General features: G+C 41.1%; 15 protein-coding genes. 3 read left to right on the forward strand and 12 right to left on the reverse strand.

The features are described from left to right. Position 1: 1 nt before the first annotated feature. From BuS5_RS17055 to BuS5_RS17070, 4 genes are all read right to left on the reverse strand, one after another. A complete protein-coding gene (locus BuS5_RS17055) occupies positions 2–2611 on the reverse strand; it encodes an ABC transporter permease subunit (RefSeq protein WP_051374579.1) in 2610 nt (869 codons plus the stop codon). Positions 2612–2615: 4 nt separating this feature from the next. After that, entirely contained in the window at positions 2616–3602 is a 987-nt protein-coding gene (locus tag BuS5_RS17060) for a PstS family phosphate ABC transporter substrate-binding protein (protein WP_027352994.1), read from the reverse strand. Between the two features lie 421 nt (positions 3603–4023). Then, the gene (locus tag BuS5_RS17065) at positions 4024–5307 is read right to left on the reverse strand and encodes an ATP-binding protein (RefSeq protein WP_027352993.1); all 1284 of its coding nucleotides are present in this window, start codon (positions 5305–5307) and stop codon (positions 4024–4026) included. A gap of 304 nt (positions 5308–5611) precedes the next feature. Beyond that, positions 5612–6310 carry an iron-sulfur cluster assembly scaffold protein gene (locus BuS5_RS17070; RefSeq protein ID WP_274427825.1) on the reverse strand — a complete coding sequence of 233 codons (699 nt, stop codon included), beginning with the start codon at positions 6308–6310 and terminating at the stop codon, positions 5612–5614. Here BuS5_RS17070 and miaA point away from each other — a divergent pair. After that, a complete protein-coding gene (miaA, locus tag BuS5_RS17075) occupies positions 6231–7094 on the forward strand; it encodes a tRNA (adenosine(37)-N6)-dimethylallyltransferase MiaA (protein WP_338000276.1) in 864 nt (287 codons plus the stop codon). The genes BuS5_RS17070 and miaA overlap by 80 nt on opposite strands. Here miaA and BuS5_RS17080 read toward each other — a convergent pair. From BuS5_RS17080 to carA, 5 genes are read right to left on the reverse strand one after another with little or no spacing between them, the layout of a single operon-like run. Beyond that, entirely contained in the window at positions 7081–8109 is a 1029-nt protein-coding gene (locus BuS5_RS17080; RefSeq protein WP_027352991.1) for a radical SAM protein, read from the reverse strand. The two genes, miaA and BuS5_RS17080, sit on opposite strands and share 14 nt — an antisense overlap. Beyond that, entirely contained in the window at positions 8106–8618 is a 513-nt protein-coding gene (locus tag BuS5_RS17085) for a cyclic nucleotide-binding domain-containing protein (RefSeq protein ID WP_027352990.1), read from the reverse strand. Before BuS5_RS17085 ends, BuS5_RS17080 begins: the two co-directional genes overlap by 4 nt. A gap of 38 nt (positions 8619–8656) precedes the next feature. After that, positions 8657–10078, reverse strand: a complete 1422-nt coding sequence (gene purF / locus BuS5_RS17090) for an amidophosphoribosyltransferase (RefSeq protein ID WP_027352989.1) — start codon at positions 10076–10078, stop codon at positions 8657–8659. A 3-nt stretch (positions 10079–10081) separates the two neighbouring features. Beyond that, positions 10082–13315 (reverse strand): carbamoyl-phosphate synthase large subunit, encoded by a 3234-nt coding sequence (gene carB / locus BuS5_RS17095; RefSeq protein ID WP_027352988.1) that lies wholly within the window; start codon positions 13313–13315, stop codon positions 10082–10084. Between the two features lie 12 nt (positions 13316–13327). Further along, entirely contained in the window at positions 13328–14479 is a 1152-nt protein-coding gene (carA, locus tag BuS5_RS17100; protein WP_027352987.1) for a glutamine-hydrolyzing carbamoyl-phosphate synthase small subunit, read from the reverse strand. A gap of 175 nt (positions 14480–14654) precedes the next feature. Between carA and fusA the strand changes: the two genes are divergently transcribed. Together fusA and BuS5_RS17110 are read left to right on the forward strand one after the other, a co-directional pair. After that, complete coding sequence (gene fusA / locus BuS5_RS17105; protein WP_027352986.1) at positions 14655–16727, forward strand: elongation factor G; 2073 nt, start codon at positions 14655–14657, stop codon at positions 16725–16727. Between the two features lie 216 nt (positions 16728–16943). Next, positions 16944–17633 (forward strand): AAA family ATPase, encoded by a 690-nt coding sequence (locus tag BuS5_RS17110; protein ID WP_027352984.1) that lies wholly within the window; start codon positions 16944–16946, stop codon positions 17631–17633. A 233-nt stretch (positions 17634–17866) separates the two neighbouring features. Here the strand turns inward: BuS5_RS17110 and BuS5_RS17115 are convergent, their stop codons facing one another. The 3 genes from BuS5_RS17115 to mnmE form a co-directional block, all read right to left on the reverse strand. Beyond that, complete coding sequence (locus BuS5_RS17115) at positions 17867–18211, reverse strand: hypothetical protein (RefSeq protein WP_027352982.1); 345 nt, start codon at positions 18209–18211, stop codon at positions 17867–17869. A gap of 10 nt (positions 18212–18221) precedes the next feature. Next, positions 18222–18902: a YkgJ family cysteine cluster protein gene (locus BuS5_RS17120; protein WP_027352981.1), complete on the reverse strand. Its 681-nt coding sequence runs from the start codon at positions 18900–18902 to the stop codon at positions 18222–18224. 88 nt (positions 18903–18990) lie between these two features. Then, on the reverse strand, positions 18991–20415 hold the full coding sequence (gene mnmE, locus BuS5_RS17125; RefSeq protein WP_027352980.1) for a tRNA uridine-5-carboxymethylaminomethyl(34) synthesis GTPase MnmE: 1425 nt from the start codon (positions 20413–20415) through the stop codon (positions 18991–18993). Between the last annotated feature and the right edge of the window lie 74 nt (positions 20416–20489).

A 20489-nucleotide genomic window follows, 5' to 3' on the forward strand; every position in this document is an offset into this window, starting at 1 on the left:
TTTACAGTTGCAGCGTTTTTTTGCGAAACCTGATCCTCACAATTTCCGCTATGGTATTGATTACAAAGGTCATTGCAAACAGAACCAGTGCGGCCAGGAACAGGACTCTGTATAATGTGCCGTCTTTAACGGCTTCGGGCAGCTCAACAGCAATGGTTGCCGAGAGTGCCCTTAGTCCGTTGAAAATATTCATGTCGATTATGGGAGTGTTGCCGGCGGCCATGACTACAATCATGGTTTCACCAACCGCCCGCCCCATACCGATCATTATTGCCGAAAAAACTCCACTAAGCGCGGTCGGCAAAACAACATACAGGGCTGTTTGCCAGGGTGTGGCTCCACATCCCAGACTGGCGGCGCGGAGATGAGACGGGACGGAAGTCAAAGCATCATCTGCCAGTGTATATATAATTGGAATAACTGCGAATCCCATAGCAAAACCGATAATAAGCGTATTTCGCTGTGCATAAGCGCCTATGATGGAATTCCTGGCATCCAGCCCAAGTAATGTTGCAATTTTAGCAATCGCAAAAGAAAGTATAATGGCAATTATTGATATGCAAAACCACCTCGCAAGATCAAAAATTGCCGCATTAACAACGGAAATCCTTCCATAAAATTCGGCAATATAGCGTCCCGCCAATTTTGAAAGCAATACTGCCGCTACCAAAAAGGATACGGGGAGAGCCAAAAGAAACAGAAAGGGTTCAGCGCCGGATACATCAAAATTTAACCATGCTTTAAAATCACCATGAAACATAATTTTTTCAGCAACAGGCCCCAGTCCTGCCGAAACTGTAAAACCGACTGTTATTGCAATAATAAGCAGCGTAAATTTAAGGCCGCCCTGCCAGCGGGTGGCCATGTGTAAAGGGATGAGCTGCCACAAAAGAGCCGACAGCATCAAAAACGCGGGGATTATCAGGACGGAAAGTATAATTGCCAACAAATTTTTTTCCACTACCGGAGCAAGTACAAGCGCAGCAACAAATCCCAGGATTACGGAAGGTAGCGATGTCATCATTTCCATGCCAGGTTTTATTATATCTCTTGTACGTTTACCGAGAAACTCGGAAGTATATATAGCCCCCAGAATCGCTATGGGAATTGCAAAAAGAAGCGAATAAAAGGCAGCTTTAACCGAACCGAAAATAAGGGGTATGAGAGAAAATTTTTGTTCAAAATCGTCTGTTCCGGCGGATGACTGCCATGTATAAGTCGGTTCCGTGTAACCTTCGTACCATATTTTTCCAAAAAGTGTCGAAAAGGTTGTTTCCGGATGAGCAATTGTGAATTCTGTAAGCCTAACCCGGCCGTTTTTTGATATACTCAGTAGGCCGTCAAGTTTTGGAGCAAGCAGAATACCGGCGAGCTGTCCATTTTTGTAGCCGGGAAAGCGCCAAATGATTTTTTGACTTGTTGCGTGGAGTATTTCGGTTGCGCCGGATTTGCAGGCTGCTGCAAAGCTTTTTCCACGGCCTGATGCAGCCAGCATTACGACCGGTTCACCTTTTTCTTTTAAAGCCCGGGCCTTGATTATGGCTTTACCATCAGCAGTGCCCCTTTCCGGTCTGTTGATGATAAAATATATACCAAGCGACCCGTCGCTGCCTCCGGCCACAAGCGACTGGCCTCCAGGCAGAAAATTAAAAACCGTCAATTCCACCTTGTCCGGAAGCAGATGGAAAATTTCAGCCAGGAGCGGAGCATTGAAGTCTTTAGTATTGTATCGATATATTCTTCCGCCGGCAGCGCTGATCAATACCATGTCCGCCTGTTCTGTGAGAAGTACGGAATGGATAGCAAGCTTTTGTGGTAAAGGCGGCAGGATGGTTTTTCTTATTTTTGTGCGCCGCTCGCCGGTTAGAAGATTTATTTTTGATTTGACCTTGCTCAACAGAGCTGAACCGCCGGCATCGACAGTGACAAGGGCCTTGACCCGACGTTCCGCCTCTCCTGTAATATGATAATCCACGGCAATTACAGGTCTGTTTTCAGGGCTCACCTTTATGGACGATTCAAGCTCGATTTTGAAGCCGATTTTTCTGTACTGCCCCCCGGGAATCCTTGAATAAACAAAAGCTCCATCAGTACTGTCACGGTCATCCAGGGTTTCCAGGTTTTTCGGGATATTTTTTTCAGTAATAATATTAATATCAAAAAAAGTTCTGGCGAGACTGACACTTCCGTCTGAAAAACCGAATGCAAGATATTCCCCATCGGTTGTTTTTGAAAATGCAGTAATCTCCTTTTCATCAAAAGTTACTTCCGAAGACTTAAGCCTGAAACCGGATTTAGCATGGAAGATGCTGATTTCTCCGTTTTTCTTCATAAAAACAGATATCGTTTTATATTCATCAATACCCATAAAGAGAAGATCATCGGATTGTTTTTCGATTGTATAGCTATGGGTTTTGTCAATTGTTCCACTTTTAAAAAGGGGCACAACCTTTACTACCAGAAATATAAGAATGCACAACACTACGGCTATTACCAGGATACCTCCGGTTGTAATAACCCGGTCAGCAATCCGGTCGGCAATCAGGACTATCTTTCTTGTTTTTTTATTCCGTTTATCCGGAACTCCGGCAGGTACCCTGTTGTTATTCATTGTATCAACGCAGTCCTATGGTTTTGAGATCATTTTCTGCGATAAAATTTGACACAGGATAGAATCCATCTTTTATTACAACAGTCTGACCCTGTTTTGAAAAAATATATTTAATAAACTCACCCCGCAAAGGCTCCAGGTTATGATTAGGCTTTTTGTTAACATATACATATAGAAATCTTGCCAGAGGATAATCCCCGCTATATGCATTTTCGGCATTTGCATCAAAAGCCTCTTCACCATCTTCCACAGCCAGCGGCACAGTCCTTACATCGGCTGTTTTGTATCCAACGCCGGAGTATCCTACTCCGTATTTATCGGATGAAACACCCTGCACAACTGCCGAAGATCCGGGCTGTTCCTTGACACAGTCCTTATAATCTCCTTTAAAAAGCGCTACTTTTTTAAAGTATCCGTAAGTGCCGGAGGCCGAGTTGCGTCCATATAATGATATTGGTTTATCAGCCCAATCCCCTTTTAACCCGAGATCTCCCCAGGTCCTGATATCCCCTGACAAACCTCCTTTACGGTTCTTTGAAAAAATTGCATCCAACTGCTTAAGTGTCAGGGATTTAATCGGGTTATCCTTGTTAACAAATACTGCCAGCGCATCCACCGCAACCCTGATATGTGAAGGCTTATACCCGAATTTTTTTTCAAAGGCATCCTTTTCTTTCGGCTTCATTTCCCTGGACATGGGACCAAATTGGGAAGCCCCCTCTATCAGGGCAGGCGGCGCAGTTGAGGAACCCTTGCCTTCGATCTCAATTTTTACACCCGGGTATATGGAGTGAAATCCCTCTGACCAGAGAGTCATCAGGTTATTCAACGTATCGGAACCAATAGACTTTATGTTGCCCGAGACCCCGCTGACCTTAATGTAAGTAGGAAGATTTTTATCCACTTCAAGAGCATGCGATGGTACTACCGGAAATATGACTACCATTATGACAATACCTGGGTTGATTAGCTTTGCAATCCATTTCTTCATAATTGTACCTCCTATAAGTTGTTTCGTCCCCGTTACTTCAATTTGTTGGCTACCAACGTAAGGCGGGACAGCTGCTTTGGTGGATTCGTCGCACGCTCCTTAATCCACCCTACGATTTTCGGCTATCAACGTAAGTCTGTAGGGTGGATTAAGCGAAGCGAATCCACCGAAAACTGTAAATTCAATCAGCCATAGAGCAAAAACGACAGGAAGTGTCCCGCTTTAAGCGGGTAGCCAATTTGTGAATAAGTACTCAAGTACTTATTGATTAAAGAATATATTCGGTAAATGTTAGGGGAATATTAGGAGAATGTTAAACAAGTGTTAAAATAAAAATAGATTCCGGAAGCAGTCTGCTCAAGTCAGAAAGCTCAATACTATTCCCCCACTGCGGGAGAGAAATCAAACACCCTATTTTGATTTAAAATGTGAAGTTTTGTTTATCAAGATAATTGTTGGATGAGAGTAGAAAACGCCACAGGGGGACAGCTATTATCTCGGTATCATTTGATTTTATAACTGTATCTATCCCTCTTGTTATTAAAAGCCCTTTACTGGTTTGAGGGAATCGCCTTAAAAATAACTTAAATCCGGAAAACCGTTTGTCTTTCCAGTCAAACGAAGAAAGGTATTTTACTTCAATCGGCATGGGTTTTTTAACATTCCCAGTGATAAAATCAACCTCCTTTTGGCTTTCGGCGAAATAGCCACAGTCAATTTGATTTCTTTTCAATTCCATAAAGACGGCATTCTCCGCCTTTACACCTTCATCAGCCGGACCTGTCAATAATGTCTTTAAACCGGTATCCCAAAGATATATTTTTTTTTGAGCGTATACCCTTTCATTATGGGAAGTGGTCCATTTAGCCATTGGCCATACGAGGAAAGCTGATTCAAGGTGAAGTATGTATTCTTTTACGGTATCAACAGAGATTGAGAGTACCTTGCAAAGCTTGTTAAAACTGGTACGCGACCCGGACGAAGCCGCGATAAGCTTTAAAAGATCTTTTAGAACAAACCCCTTCTTTATCGGATAAAGCCTGATAAGATCCCTTGAAAGGATATCCTCAAGGAGATTGCTCATATACTCTATTGACGGGTTGAGTACGTTTTCCGGATAACCTCCAGTCTGAAGATATTCCTCGACTCGCTTTTCATACCTGTAATCCTCGCTCAAACTGGGTTTATCCGCTCGAAACAGCATAAATTCTTTGAAGCTGAGAGTATAGACGGTTGTTATGATCTGTCGCCCTGTGAGACGGTTCCCCTGCTGGGTAAGCAAGGCAGAGGTGGACCCGGTACAGAATATTTTGATATTTTCCATGTCATATATGGATTTGAGTTCTAACTCCCAGTTTCTGCTTTCATGGACTTCATCAAGGAAGAAAAATACTTTTTTTCCCCTTTCCCGCATGAATATTTTTCTAAAGTTCCGAAGGTGTTCTGAAATGGTAATCCCTGCAAAGGAGGGGTGGTCAAGAGCCAGATAAAATATATCGCCCGGAAAAACACCTCTGTTTATAAGATTCCTGACAAACTGTTTGAATAACGTTGTTTTACCGACACGACGGCTCCCTATGAGTACTTCAATCTGTTTTCTGCCAAGAAAGATATCAAAGCGCTTTAGGTATTCCGGTCTATTGATTCCAGTATCATAATCTCTTTCTTCCCACCAGGGATTAAGTGCATAATAAGTAGCTTCCATCCAATTTTTTTAAACAAAATCGAAATTTATGTCAATTAGTTTCGATTTAAGTCGAAACTTTTTAGAATATACAGCAAAATTCTTCAATAGATGAAGGCCTGTGATCGCTTAGGATCGAAGATTAAATAAATTGGCAGAATTTGCGCCCTAATTTTTTGGCGGATGAAGCCGGCTCTGGAAAAAATGTCGAAGCGGGAATGATTATTTTAGCAAACAGCCCTTGATTTCCCATTATTTTGAGCGAGCCATTAAAGACCTGGTCTTCGAAACGACAAGAAATCATCAAAAATAAAGCAGTTATATACTAATGATGTATTTCTTTACGGTGTTTTTTGTTTAGTTCCTGGCAACTGGAAAGGGATAGATAAAAAGCACCTATTGTCAGTTCAGCGCAATGCATATGATCTTCAGGTAATGTTTCCAGATAATCTATAACGTCCTCTGGTGTTATATTCCATGCATCTTCAATGCTTTTACCTTTTGCCAGGAGAGCCACGGTATTGGCACAGGCAGTTGTATTCATGCACCCTTGAACCTGGAAAGATACGTATTCGATCAAATCGTTTTGGATACTAAGATAAAATTCTACGGTATCACCGCAATCCCCGGTTTTTTTTCCATATCCATCGGGTTTTGCCAATATTTCCCGGTTATCCGTTTTAAAGGCCATCGCCAAATAATGTGAGGAATGATCCTGCCAGAAATTCATTTTTCCACTCTCGTTGTTCATATTTATAAATGTAATTAAAATTTTTAAAAATAGTTGCTTTGTCTCGACTAAATAGTAATTATAAAAAAAATGCGTATTTTTTTTATACCAATTTATTTTAAAAACATAAAGAGCTGATAAATATTCTGTGAGTTTTATTAAAAAATCAAAAATTGTTGTAATCTGCGGTCCAACCGGCATCGGTAAAACATCATTGGCAATTAAAACGGCAAAATTGTTCTCCGGTGAAATTATCAGTGCGGACTCAATGCAGATATACAGATATATGAACATCGGTACTGCTAAACCGACCCTTGCTGAACAAACCGCTGTTTTTCATCATATGATTGATATTATTGATCCTGATGAACAGTTTGATGCGGCTGATTTTGCAGCAAAAGCCCGTAATGTAATAGCTGAATTGTGTGAAAAAGATATTTTACCCTTTGTGGTGGGTGGAACCGGATTTTATATTAAGGCGCTCCAGCATGGACTATTCCGGGCCAGGCCTGCGGATCAAAAAATTTTAATAAGGTTAAAAGAGGAGGCCATCAAATTTGGTTCGTCTGCCTTACATTCAAGGTTAGAGGAAATAGATTCGGATGCGGCGCATAAAATTCATTGCAACGACACCTTCAGAATTGTACGGGCGCTTGAGACCTTTGAGTCCACAGGTAAAAAAATATCCGAATATCAAAAAGAACATAATTTTGGAGATAACCTGTTTGATGTTTTGAAAATCGGCCTTGCAGTAGATAGAAATCGGCTTTATGAACGAATCAACAAAAGAGTCGATCTTATGCTGGAATCCGGCTTTGCTGATGAGGTCAAAAACCTGCTTGAGAAAGGGTATAATAAAAATCTGAAGGCCATGCAATCGATTGGTTATCGTCATCTCGTTGAATTTATTAAAGGACAAAGTTCGTGGGAAAAGACTGTAAGACTCTTTAAGCGGGATACCAGGAGATATGCGAAACGTCAGTTAACATGGTTTAATGCTGATCCGGAAATTATATGGCTGGATCCTGCTGAAATAGATCAAGCGACAAAATTAATAAAAAAATTTATTGTGGTATAACCTCCTCTTTAAGCATGCAGCAGGCGATCCTGAATTCGGGTGTGCCGTTTGTCTTATATTCCAGATTGTCGGATTGAATAATCCTGTTCATCACGCAGCCTTCAGGGATATTCAATTTAAACAAATGGCTTTCGTTGATGTTGCCGGTCTTTATCAGCCTGTTCTCCTTGATCATCATGCTGTGCATGGGGAAATCTTCGCACAATGGGCATCTATAGACCCTGCCGTTGGGGAAAATGAAATAATTATCTGCAACCAGGCCTGCGCATTCAAAAGTATCTTCCGGACTTAAAAAAACTTTCGGGTAGGTTACGGTTATTCCGAGGTCTGCTGTTTTTTCAGCTGCTTCAGGTATAATTTCAGTCCATAACGCGCGCGGGACCTGAATCCCGGTCTTATTAATTTTGGTCCGGTCTGTTGCCGGGAAATCCTTTTTAACCGGATTTCCTCTTACACCGATAACCTGGATGAAAAATCTATCAACACCGAGTCTTTCTAAAAGAGGCGGCATCATTTTGAGTTCATCAATATTAAGACTGCTTACCGTATAGATAACGCTGGTGTTAAAGCCTTTTTTTACAGCATCCTGGATGCCTGCCATGCATCTGTCATAAGAGCCCTTTCCCCTGATCATGTCATTTGTTGTTCTTGTTGCGCCATCAATACTGAAACTGAAAAAGTCTATTTCATCAGGCCCGATTTTAGTTAGAATATTATTAAACAGGTATCCGTTTGTATCAACGGTTATAGAGCTGTAGGCCAGCGAGCGTGCTTTTTTGATTGCCAAAGGAAGATCTGGATGAAGAGTCGGTTCGCCGCCTAAAAGAATCAGATTTGTTTTTTTGTCTTTTTCGGCAAACAGGTCAAGCCATTCTTCTATTTCAGGTAAAGAAAGGCTGTTTGATCCGTGCTGCTCCCTGTTTATATAGCAGTGAATACACCTGAGATTACAATCTGTAAGTATGTGAAAGAAAATATTTGAAGATTCTTTAGAAAATGAAACAGTCCTTTTCATGACATTTTCAGCTTATTTGTTTCTATTACCTTCATGGCATTAACAAGCTCTTCATTGGTTAAGCGTAAACGGATCGACATATATTCAGCAAAAATTCTATATAAAAGCAGCAGAAAATCCAGTTTTTCGTCCCGCGTTCCTTCAGTGGAGAGTCTTTTTTTGGTGGAGGTATCCACTGCCAGGCAAATAGTCTTGCCGGCCGCATAAACTGACGCTGACCTGCTTAAACTGTCAACGATTCTCATTTCCCCGAAGATTTCTCCCTTTTGGGATATTGTGGCAATGCTTTTTCCCTCTTTAACTATCCTTATTTTACCGGAAAGAAGAAAATATAGCCACGGGTCTAAATCACCCTCTTCGATAAGAAGCTCACCATCCTTATATTCCCTGATTTTGCTGAGCCTGAGGAGTTTGCCAAGATTGGAAGTTTCAAAATGTCTTAAAGCCGGAATAGTCAAAAGTTTTTGAATATTCTGAATATTATCTTTAAGGTATTTGGATTCAAGCATATGTTGTCTCCTTTGGTTAGAAACGAGGACGAAGCAACCTAATCTTTTTCAAGATAATCCTCAAGACAATTTTTGGACAGCTTATTATCAAAATCTACCGGATAACAGCCGTCAAAGCAGGCTTTACAGAAATTATCTTCCGGATGATCGACTCCGGTTGATGCAAGCAGACCTTCAAGGCTGAGATAATGCAGCGAATCTAAACCAAGAAAATCTTGCAGCTCTTTCTCTGACTTGCTTGCAGCAATCAATTCTCCCCTTGTGGAAAAATCGATTCCATAATGACACGGGAACCTGTGCGGCGGTCCGCTGACTCTGAGATGTATTTTTTTTACTCCAAGTTCCCGCAGTGCCTTGACCCTGGTTCGCACGGTTGTCCCTCTTATTATTGAATCTTCAATTATAATAATATCTTTTCCTTTTAAAAGATCTTTTACGGGATTCAACTTTACCCTTACTGCAAAATCGCGCATGCTCTGTGTCGGCTGTATGAATGTTCTGCCCACATAATGGTTGCGTATCATTGCCATTTCAAATGGTATACCTGTCTCTTCGGCATAACCTATAGCAGCATAGGTTCCGGAGTCCGGAAACGGCATCACAAGATCCGCATCCACATGGGATTCCTGCGCCAGGCGTTTTCCGTGTGCTTTTCTGATTTGATAAAGACTTTTTCCGAACATTATACTATCCGGCCTTGCAAAATAAATAAGCTCGAATATACAGAATGACCGTTTTACGCTGTTAAAAGGTTTTATAGATTTTATCCCGTCCTGGCCAATGATTACTATTTCACCAGAGTCCAGCTCCCTTATAAAATCGGCCTGGACCAGATCAAGGGCACATGTTTCCGATGCCAGGATATAATGGCCGTTTAGTTTGCCAAGGCATAAAGGCCTGAACCCATTGGGGCCTTTGATTCCTATAAGTTCTCCCCGGCTTGTAAGCCATACAAAAGAGAATGCTCCTTTTAGCCTGGAAATTGTTTCAATAAGCGCTTTTTCAAATCCATACCCCAAATTTTTAACAAAAAGGTGCAAAAGAACTTCACTATCCATTGTGGTTTGAAAAATGGAACCTGCTTCCTCAAGCTCATTTTTTAATATATGAGCATTAACCAGGTTGCCGTTATGAGCTATTGCATACGATCTTTTTCTGTAACGTATGAAAAAAGGTTGTGCATTTGAAATTACCGAATTTCCTGTGGTTGAATATCGAACATGCCCGATGGCGCTGTTGCCTGTAAGTTTCTCCAGATATTCCGTTTTAAAAATATCAGGCACGAGCCCCATACCCTTGTGGGTGATGATATTATCATTGTGCGCTACTGAAATACCTGCGCTTTCCTGCCCCCTGTGTTGCAAGGCGTACAAACCGAAATAGGTTAATTTTGCCGCATCCGGGTGCCCATGGATTCCAAAGAGGCCGCAAGCCTCTCGCGGCTTTTCTGAAAAATTCATACCTTATTTATTATACTCCTGAATTGTTTTTACTGTGAGCTTTTGATTTTTCAGGGCGGCAATACCTTTACACATGGCTATACCTCCTGCAATAGTAGTTGCATAGGGTATTTTATATTTTATTGCAGCCTGCCGTATATCAAACCCATCGCGCTTTTTGGCGCCTCCCGACCCGGTGTTGATTATAAGCTGAATCTCTCCGTTTTTAACGGCATCAACAACATGCGGTCTTCCAAGCGAAACCTTGTTGATCGCTTTGCTTTCTATGCCGTTATCTTTGAAAAAAGACCATGTCCCCCTTGTTGCCATGATTTTAAATCCGAGCTTTACAAAATTATGCGCGGCAGGAAGCATAGCCTTTTTGTCACGTTTCTGAACACTGATAAATATAGTTCCGGTTACAGGAAGATGGATCCCTGCCCCTGCCTGGGCTTTTGCGTATGCAGCGCCAAATTCGTAATCAATCCCCATAACTTCACCGGTTGATTTCATTTCCGGACCAAGCAGGGTATCTACGTCAGGGAACTTGTCAAACGGCAGAACAGCCTCTTTTACAGAGATATGCTCCGGGACTATCTCATGGGTTAATCCTAATTCTTCAAGCGTAAGTCCCAGCATAATTTTAGTTGCTAATTTGGCAAATGGAATGCCGGTAGCCTTGCTGACAAAGGGAATGGTTCTGGATGCTCTTGGATTCACCTCAATCACAAACAGTTTGTCGTTTTTTATAGCATACTGTACATTCATAAGGCCGATCACATTTAATTCCTGAGCCATTGCCCTCGTGGCTTGCGATATTTCCGCAAGCATATTTTTTTTAATACTGTAAGGCGGCAGAACGCAGGCCGAATCACCAGAGTGCACGCCGGCCTCTTCAATATGCTCCATAATGCCTGCGATAATTGTTCTTTTTCCGTCTGAAATTGCATCAACATCAATTTCCACAGCATCTTCCAGGAACTTGTCAATCAGAACCGGGTGTTCAGGAGAAGCGTCAAGCGCGAGCAGCGTAAAGTTTTTCAATTCAGCGCTGTCATATACTATTTTCATGGCTCTTCCGCCAAGCACATACGAAGGCCTTACAATAACCGGGAATCCTATTTTCTCCGCCGCTTTCTCCGCACCCTCCACGCTCATAGCCGTGCCGTTCGGCGGTTGCACAAGGCCTAATTTGTTTAACATGCACTGAAACAGCTCCCTGTCTTCCGCCCTGTCTATACTATCCGGCTGGGTTCCAAGAATCTTGATCCCGGCTTTAAATAATCCGGAGGAAAGATTAAGCGGGGTTTGCCCTCCAAATTGAACAATCACGCCCATCGGCTTTTCAATTTCAACAATATGGAGCACATCTTCTTTGGTTAGCGGTTCAAAATAGAGCTTATCCGAGGTGTCATAATCCGTGCTGACTGTTTCAGGGTTACTGTTAACCATTATGCTCTCTACGGCTTCTTCTTTAAGCGCAAAAGAAGCATGAACGCAGCAATAATCAAATTCTATGCCCTGTCCGATTCTATTAGGACCGCCGCCGAGAATCATTACCTTCTTTTTTTCTGAAATCCTGGCCTCATTTTCTTCTTCATAAGTGGAATAATAATAAGGAGTGGCAGCCTTGAATTCGGCCGAACAGGTATCAACAAGTTTATATACCGGTATAATTCCCTTTTCAGTGCGTTCCCTTTTAATTTGCTCTTCATCAGTTCCAGTCAAACAAGCGATCTGCACATCGGAAAAGCCAAAAGCCTTGGCCTGTTCCAGTTTTGCAGTTGACAGTTCCGGGCCGGTTTTTTTTAAATCTTCTTCGAGTTCTGTTATCTGTTTCAATTGATACAGAAACCATGGGTCAATACCGGTTAATTTATAAATAAAATCAATATCCATGCCGCTGAGAATAGCATATCGGAGATAAAAAAGTCTCTCGGAATTAGGTGTTGCCAATTTTTTTTTAATTTCAGCGCTCGGATGTTTATCTTTTTCCGCTTGCAGCATTTCAGAGTTATCTTTCCCATCAGCGCCGAAGCCATACCTGCCGATCTCCAACGACCTGATCCCTTTTTGTAAAGCCTCTTTAAAAGTTCTGCCGATTGCCATGGTTTCCCCTACTGATTTCATGGCTGTCGTAAGATAATCTTCAGTTTCCGGAAATTTTTCAAATGTCCAGCGCGGTATTTTGATTACACAATAGTCAAGTACCGGCTCAAAGGATGCAAAGGTCTCGCCGGTTATATCATTCGGAATCTCATCAAGTGTGTATCCCACAGCAAGTTTGGCTGCAATCTTGGCAATCGGATATCCTGTAGCCTTGGATGCCAAAGCGGAACTTCTTGAGACTCTGGGATTCATTTCAACCACAATCATTTCGCCTGTTTTAGGGTTAACGGCAAACTGTACATTGGAACCGCCCGTGTCGACCCCCATTTCACGCATAATCGCAATGGAGGCATTCCGCATTTCCTGAAATTCCTTATCCGTTAAGGTCTGAGCAGGAGCCACGGTTATGCTGTCTCCGGTATGAACGCCCATAGGGTCCATATTCTCTATGGAACATATAATTACAACATTATCGTTATTATCCCGCATAACTTCGAGTTCATATTCTTTCCATCCAAGGACAGACTCTTCCAGCATGACTTGCCCTATAAGGCTTGCCTCCAGACCTGCTTTACTGAGAACCTCCAGTTCTTCTGCATTATATGCCACCCCTCCGCCTGTACCTCCAAGGGTGAAGCTGGGACGGACAATAATAGGAAAGCCGAGTTGACCCGCTATCGAGCTGACATTTTCCATGTTCACAGCTATACCGCTTTTTGGAATTCTAAGGCCGATTCTCCGCATTGCTTCCCGAAAAAGGTCCCTGTCTTCAGCTTTATTAATTGCCTCAAAAGATGCCCCTATCATCTCAACCCCATATTTTTCCAGGACACCCATTTTATATACTTCTACAGCAGTATTCAATCCGGTTTGCCCACCCAGAGTAGGCAAAAGCGCGTCCGGTCTCTCGCGCTCTATAATCTTGACGACTGCGCGAGGCGTTACAGGCTCTATATATGTTCTATCAGCCATTTCAGGATCAGTCATAATAGTAGCAGGATTACTGTTAACCAGGACAATTTCATATCCTTCTTCACGCAGGGCTTTACATGCCTGTGTGCCTGAATAATCAAATTCGCAAGCCTGGCTGATGATAATCGGTCCTGCTCCTATGATCAAAATTTTGTTTATATCTGTTCGTTTCGGCATAGTTTATATTAGTCAAGCCTTTATTCTTCTTACAAAATTATTAAAAAAGTATCTGGCATCATGGGGCCCTGGAGAGGCTTCGGGGTGATATTGCACCGCCTGCAGGGGAAGCTCTTTATGTTTGAAACCTTCAACAGTATTGTCATTTAAATTCAGATGAGTAATTTCAATATTCAGATTGTTGAGACTCCCAGGACTAAGTGCAAATCCGTGGTTTTGGGACGTGATTTCTATTTTTCTTGTTATAAGATTCTTAACAGGCTGGTTTGCGCCGCGATGCCCGAACTTTAATTTAAATGTTTTGCCTCCCAGGGCCAGCCCCAGTATTTGCAAACCAAGGCAGATTCCAAATATTGGTCTGTACCCTATAAGTTCTTTGATGGTATTGATTGCATATCTTACAGGTTCAGGATCACCAGGGCCGTTTGATAAAAATATTCCATCAGGTCCTATGGTTTTCACAACATCTGCTGTCGTTGCAGCCGGCACCACTATCAAATCGCATCCTGCAATTTCAAGGCATCTTAAAATATTAAATTTCACACCGTAATCAAAGACAACGATCCTCTTTTTTTCGTGACTTTTTTCCCACAATTTGCCGTTAATCTCTAAATCCTGTTCAGGCACGGCTACTTTTTCCCCCTCAACCCAGCGGTATGCTGAATCGGTTGTAACTTCCTTTACCAGATCCTGTCCTGCCATGTCAGGGATCTCTTTTGCTTTTTGAACGCATGATGCAGGGTCAAGGTCTTCAGTAGAAATAAAAGCCCGCATAGCTCCTGCATTCCTTATATGCCTGGTAAGAGCTCGTGTGTCCAGATCTTCTATGCCTAGCACACTGTGTTGATTATTCCCCGAATTTTTTAAATATTCCGACAAAGATGCTGTTGATCTGAAATTACTCGGATAATTTTGATATTCTCTGGTTAAAAAGGCTGATACCTGAATCCGGTCCGACTCCACATCTTCATTATTCGTACCATAATTTCCTATTAGAGGATAGGTCATGGTAACCATCTGCTTTTTATAGGAGGGATCTGTTAATATCTCCTGGTATCCCGTCATCCCGGTATTAAAAACAACTTCGCCTGATGCTTCGCCGGCCCCGGTAAAGGATTTGCCTTTAAAAGTACGACCATCCTCAAGTGCTAATATAGCTTTCATTATTTAGCTCGCGTTGTTATTGTAAAATTATTTTTTTATTGTGCATGTATGTTGAAAACTAGCTATTCTATTAAATTAATACTGCCTGTGCAATAAAATTCTTGACAAAAATTTCATTTCATAACAGATAGAGATTTTGTTCTATCTGTCAGCATAAAAAGGGTTTGGATCGGCTATGGAATATAATATAGAAAAAATTAGAAATATTGGTATCAGCGCTCATATTGATTCAGGGAAAACGACATTAACCGAAAGATTCCTTTTTTATACTAATCGAATCCATGCAATTCACGAGGTAAAAGGGAAAGATGGTGTCGGCGCCACAATGGATTCTATGGAACTTGAAAAGGAGCGCGGCATCACAATAGCTTCTGCCGCGACTTTTTGTGAATGGAATGATTATCAGATCAATCTTATCGATACCCCCGGTCATGTTGATTTTACAATTGAGGTCGAGCGTTCTTTACGAGTTTTGGATGGCGCTATCCTTATTTTATGCTCTGTTGGTGGTGTTCAATCCCAATCGATGACTGTTGACCGTCAGATGCGAAGATATAAAATTCCATGTATCGCCTTTATCAACAAATGCGATAGAAGCGGCGCGAATCCTGACAGGGTAATCCAACAACTGAAAGAAAAACTTGGCCACAATGCTGTTGCCTTGCAAATCCCGATTGGGATGGAAGCAGATTTTAAAGGTGTTGTTGATCTTGTTTCCATGCAAGCGATATATTTTGATGGTGAAAATGGAGAGATTCTCAGATATGAAGAAATCCCTGCAGACCTGCTTGATAAAGCTGAATCTATGCGGGAAGAATTAATTGATGAGGCATCTCTATTTTCTGATGAGCTTACCGAAGCTGTTCTGGAAGATTCTGAAATTACAACTGAAATTCTTATTGGGGCCGTAAGGGCCGGAACCCTTGAGCGTAAAATCACTCCTGTCTTTTTGGGGTCTGCATACAAAAATAAAGCCCTTCAACCGCTTCTGGATGCGGTTGTGGATTTTCTTCCATCCCCCAAGGATATTGAGAACGAAGCGCTTGATATGGATGCGGAAGAAGCTCCTGTCACGCTAAGTCATAATCTTTCCGACCCTATCGTAGCCCTGGCTTTTAAATTAGAAGACGGCATGTATGGACAGCTCACGTATATCCGGGTTTATCAAGGCACGGTTTCAAAAGGTGATACGGTTAAAAATATACGTACCGGAAAAACTATCAAGGTTGGCCGGCTGGTCCGTATGCATGCAAACCAGATGGAAGAGATTTCTTCAATCAAGGCCGGTGTTATCGGCGCTCTTTTCGGTATTGACTGTGCTTCCGGGGATACCTTTGTTTCAAAGCATCTTGATTTATCCATGACTTCAATGTTTGTGCCTGAGCCGGTTATTTCGCTGGCGCTTCTTGCGGATGATAACAAATCCCTTGTTAATATGTCCAAAGCGCTGAACCGGTTTACCAAGGAGGATCCCACTTTCAGGACATTTGTCGATGAGGAGACCAATGAGACAATTATTCAAGGTATGGGAGAACTGCACCTGGATGTTTATGTCGAACGTATGCGAAGGGAGTACGCTGTAAATGTTACAACAGGGCAGCCTGGAGTCGCATATCGTGAAACCATAACCAGACGCTCTGAATTTAACTATACCCATAAAAAGCAGACTGGCGGTGCGGGTCAGTTCGGGCGGGTTGCCGGATTTATGGAGCCTGTTACTGATGAAGAATTCATTTTCGAGAATAAAATTACAGGTGGTTCTATCCCAACCCAGTTTATTTCATCATGCGAAAAAGGTTTTCTGAGTTGTTTGAAAAAAGGCCCTTATCTCGAATTTCCGGTTTCAGGTATCAGGATAGTTATTAATGACGGCGCCTCTCATTCGGTAGATTCTTCAGAGATGGCATTTCAAAGTGCTGCCAGAGGCGCTTTTCGTGAGGGCTACAGCAGGGCTGCTCCTGTTATTCATGAACCAATAATGAAAGTTGTGGTTGAAACACCTAATGAATTTAATGGAGCAGTTATGGCATTACTTAATCAGCGCAGAGGTATGATAGTAGGCTCCCAGGAAGACGGCGTCATGAGCACCATTGAGACTCAAGCTCCTTTGGCTGAAATGTTCGGTTTTTCAACTGTCTTGAGGTCGGCAACTCAAGGCAAGGCTCAATTTACAATGGAATTTTTTTCCTACAAACAGGTGCCTAAATCTGTAGCCGAGGAGATACAAAAAAAATTAAAAAATAGTTGAAATTAAATGATGCTTCATTAAACGTTTCAAAAGCTTTCCCACGCCAAAGAAACTGACTCTCTGGAGCACTTCTATTCTTGAAATTGGTATCTTGCAAATACTTTGATATGCGTTTTTGATAAAAATTGATTCTATAGGGATTTTTGGTTGATCTCGATGATTTTGCATATTTTGTATACCCTTTTGAAATGACAAATATCACGGCAAGGAGTTAATATGACAGAGCATGAGTCTATTGATTATAACCCTTTAAGTATTGGAACTGATAATATTATAAAAAAAGGAGATTTTGCTGCTGTTATAGCACGCGCAGGAGTCGGCAAAACCTCCTTTTTAGTTCAGGTTGCCTTGAGCTGTATGCTGAAGCAAAAAAAAGTTCTGCATGTGAGCCTGCACGATTCTGTTAAAAAGATTTCATTATGGTATAAAGAAATCTTTACAAATTTGGTGGATCAGCACGTTATTGACTTACCTGTAGGTTCCCTGGATTCATTATTACCATGCAGATTTATTATGACCTTTAAAGTTGATGGGTTTAGTTTGCCCGGTTTTGTGGAACGTTTCTCCGATATTACAAAACAGGGAATATTTGTGCCGGATGTTTTAATTATTGACGGGTTGCCTTTAAATGAAACTACTGATAAATTGCTTAAAGAGATCAAAGCTTTTGCAGTTCAAAATTCATTGTCAGTCTGGTTTGCAGGGCATATACATAGAGATGAAGAGCCGAGTGCGGATGGCACACCAGCTCCTTTTTTTCATGTTGCAGATAATTTTGACGTTGTTATTAAGTTACAACCCACAGGAGAAAGAATATGTGTTGATTTTATCAAGGGCATTACCAATGATTCCGATAGCCCCATGATACACGTTGACCCTTCATCTTTGCTGATTATGGAGTTATAGATTTCCACATAAATATAGATTGTCACATAAATAATTTCACTGCGTTATCGGTGAAAACCTTCTGCCGACGTGCTGACAGGACGCCTCTTTCCGGTTTTCCCCTCTGGCCGGTTTTCCCTCTGACCTTGTGAAATTCATTATATGAAAATCTATAGAAAAGCGAGCACAAAAAAATGCCCTGTTAAAATGAACAGGCGTTATAGAACATACAAGAAATTCCGCTGCGCCTGTTATCAAAACCCCTCTCTTTTTAATAACTCCCTATACCAATTGGCGAATTCAAACATCCCTATGTACCTCTCGTCATCGTTAATGATGCCGATGCACATATCAAGCACGCCCCTTCCGTAAGCATTGCTATATTTTTCAGAAGTTATTGATTGAAGAAACTCTCTCACCAGCATTTGAGATGTCCGGTTGGTCTTGTCTTTTCTTATATCTATGGGGTCTTTAGGTTCTTCAAACGGATCCCATTTATCATACCCCTTTTTAAGGATATGCTTCTGGCGCCTCGGGGCCATGCTGTTAAAAATAGCTTTTTTTCTTGCTTCTGCTTCACATGCGTCAACTTTACTCATACCTATCTCCTTATTTTTTCTCTCCAACCGTTTCATCTTCCTGGGTATTGACGCCTAAATATTCCTCACTATATTCTGTAAGGATTGCCATAGATAACGGTACAAGCATTTCTCCGAGTTTTGAATATTTTGTTTTCAGAGCTTGCGCCAGTTCATCGGATATTTCATAAAGTTTTGTCTGGATTTTATCAAGATTTACAGTCGGATACGATTGACCTTCTTTAAATCCGGATATCCCGCAAGTGTGCCCAATTCCTCTTATCGATGTAGGTATCCCATAAAGCCTGCATGTTATGGGTCTGTTGTGATAAAGGTCACACATATCGTTACTGTTCAAAAGCGGGCATCTCACCTTTTCCTTGGCCATTTCCATTAAAATCTCGGTTTCATTTTTACCGGATTCAAGGTCTTTGTACGCCTTTTTCTTTAGCTTGTAAATTTTTCGATCTGCCCTGCTAGCCTTATCTATAAGCTTTGTTCTTTTTTCCCCTTTATAATTTTTATAAAAATGAAAACTAATACAAAGAGCTTCAATCAATGTAAGATCGAATAAAGCATGGCAACAATCTGAACATTCCGCCTTGCATTTTACGCACTCCGGAAATTCTTTTTTTACCTTTTCAAATACCTTGTCGGCCATAGAGGACAGGTCTTCATATTTTTTAAAAAATGGCTTTAAATCAATATCCATAAAATTGTTTCCTATTCATTGTTTCACGTGAAACATCAAGCAGAGACGCAAAATTTTGCGTCTCTACATAAATAATTTGTATAAATGATTATTTTCCGATACAGAAGCTATTGAAAATTTGGTCTAAGATGTCATCCCCGACATTTTGTCCGGTTATTGAATCCAGGGCATAAATGGCTGAAGTTACATCAAGGGCTATAATCTCCGGAGGACAAGAGTTTTTAATATTATTAACAGCCAGCAAAAGATTTTCTTTTGCGTTCACAAGAGCCGTTTTATGTCTCATATTAGGAATTAAATACGAGGGCAACCCAACATTTGTACCATTGAGAAAAATTTTAACTATAAGTTTACGCAAAGAATCAATCCCTGCATTCAAAAAAGCTGAGGTTGTTACACATCCATCAACCTTAAAGTTGTCGGGAATTGAAACAAATTGATTGCCCTGTATTAAATCCGATTTGTTGATTACAAGGATAACCTTTTTGTCTTGGATTTTTCGAAATATCATATAGTCTTCATCAGTAAAGGGACAGGTTGCATCCACAACAAAAATTACTAAATCCGCACTAATTAAATGATCATAAACCTTTTTAATTCCAATAGTCTCAACAGGGTCGCAAGAATCATGTAATCCGGCTGTGTCACAAAGATTCACAGAAACATCGTTAATATTTACTGTTTCAGAGACCAAATCTCTTGTAGTTCCAGGTAATGAGGATACAATAACACGATCATTCCCGATAAGGCAATTCATAAGACTTGATTTACCAACGTTGGGTCGGCCAAGAATGATTGCTTTCAGTCCGTCTCTGAAAAAATGCCCGTCATTATAATGCTTGACAAGCATGTTGATTTTATCAAAAACATAACACTGAAAATCTGATGTTATATTATCGATATTAATAATTTCTTCAACATCATCAGAAAAATCAATGGAGGCATCGATCAACGAAAGAAAATTAACAAGAAAGCCCCTTACGTCGTTTATGACGTCCTTCATGCCGCCGCTTATATGGGATGTCGCAATTTTAAGTTCCTGTTCTGTACGGGCATTTACAATGTCAATAACAGATTCTGCTTGGGTTAAATCTATCCGTCCGTTTAGGAAAGCCCTTTTCGTAAACTCACCAGGTTCAGCAAGCCGCGCCCCTTTTTTTATTAATAAATTTAGTATAAGATTAAGAACAATGTAGCCGGCGTGAGAGTGGATTTCCACAACATCCTCTTTTGTATATGAACGGGGAGCAAGCATGGTTAAAATCAGCACTTCATCAATAATACTTTGGTCAACAGGATCAGTAATGTGACCGTAATTTATTTTATGTGATTTAAAAATATCAGTATGACCATATTTTTTTGCGGAATGACTATTTTGAATATTTTTTTCAGGCGAATAGCGGCGGAAAATTGATGAAACAATGGAAACAGAGCTATCTCCTGATATTCTTATTATACCAATACCGCCATTCCCGGCAGGAGTGGCAATTGCGGCAATTGTATCGAAGTTCATAAACAATCAAAGATAAAAATCTTGAAAATTATTATGTTTTTTTGCAACCGTTCCTTAGTAAAGGCTGCAAACGG

It is taken from the genome of Desulfosarcina sp. BuS5 (genome assembly GCF_028752835.1).
Classification (GTDB): domain Bacteria; phylum Desulfobacterota; class Desulfobacteria; order Desulfobacterales; family BuS5; genus BuS5.

Coding starts and splice junctions, on each gene's coding strand:
- BuS5_RS17055 (WP_051374579.1), bottom strand. CDS start 2,611: ATGAATAACAACAGGGTACCTGCCGGAGTTCCGGATAAACGGAATAAA.
- BuS5_RS17060 (WP_027352994.1), bottom strand. CDS start 3,602: ATGAAGAAATGGATTGCAAAGCTAATCAACCCAGGTATTGTCATAATG.
- BuS5_RS17065 (WP_027352993.1), bottom strand. CDS start 5,307: ATGGAAGCTACTTATTATGCACTTAATCCCTGGTGGGAAGAAAGAGAT.
- BuS5_RS17070 (WP_274427825.1), bottom strand. CDS start 6,310: ATGTTCATATATCTGTATATCTGCATTGAGTCCGCACTGATAATTTCA.
- BuS5_RS17080 (WP_027352991.1), bottom strand. CDS start 8,109: ATGAAAAGGACTGTTTCATTTTCTAAAGAATCTTCAAATATTTTCTTT.
- BuS5_RS17085 (WP_027352990.1), bottom strand. CDS start 8,618: ATGCTTGAATCCAAATACCTTAAAGATAATATTCAGAATATTCAAAAA.
- purF (WP_027352989.1), bottom strand. CDS start 10,078: ATGAATTTTTCAGAAAAGCCGCGAGAGGCTTGCGGCCTCTTTGGAATC.
- carB (WP_027352988.1), bottom strand. CDS start 13,315: ATGCCGAAACGAACAGATATAAACAAAATTTTGATCATAGGAGCAGGA.
- carA (WP_027352987.1), bottom strand. CDS start 14,479: ATGAAAGCTATATTAGCACTTGAGGATGGTCGTACTTTTAAAGGCAAA.
- fusA (WP_027352986.1), top strand. CDS start 14,655: ATGGAATATAATATAGAAAAAATTAGAAATATTGGTATCAGCGCTCAT.
- BuS5_RS17110 (WP_027352984.1), top strand. CDS start 16,944: ATGACAGAGCATGAGTCTATTGATTATAACCCTTTAAGTATTGGAACT.
- BuS5_RS17115 (WP_027352982.1), bottom strand. CDS start 18,211: ATGAGTAAAGTTGACGCATGTGAAGCAGAAGCAAGAAAAAAAGCTATT.
- BuS5_RS17120 (WP_027352981.1), bottom strand. CDS start 18,902: ATGGATATTGATTTAAAGCCATTTTTTAAAAAATATGAAGACCTGTCC.
- mnmE (WP_027352980.1), bottom strand. CDS start 20,415: ATGAACTTCGATACAATTGCCGCAATTGCCACTCCTGCCGGGAATGGC.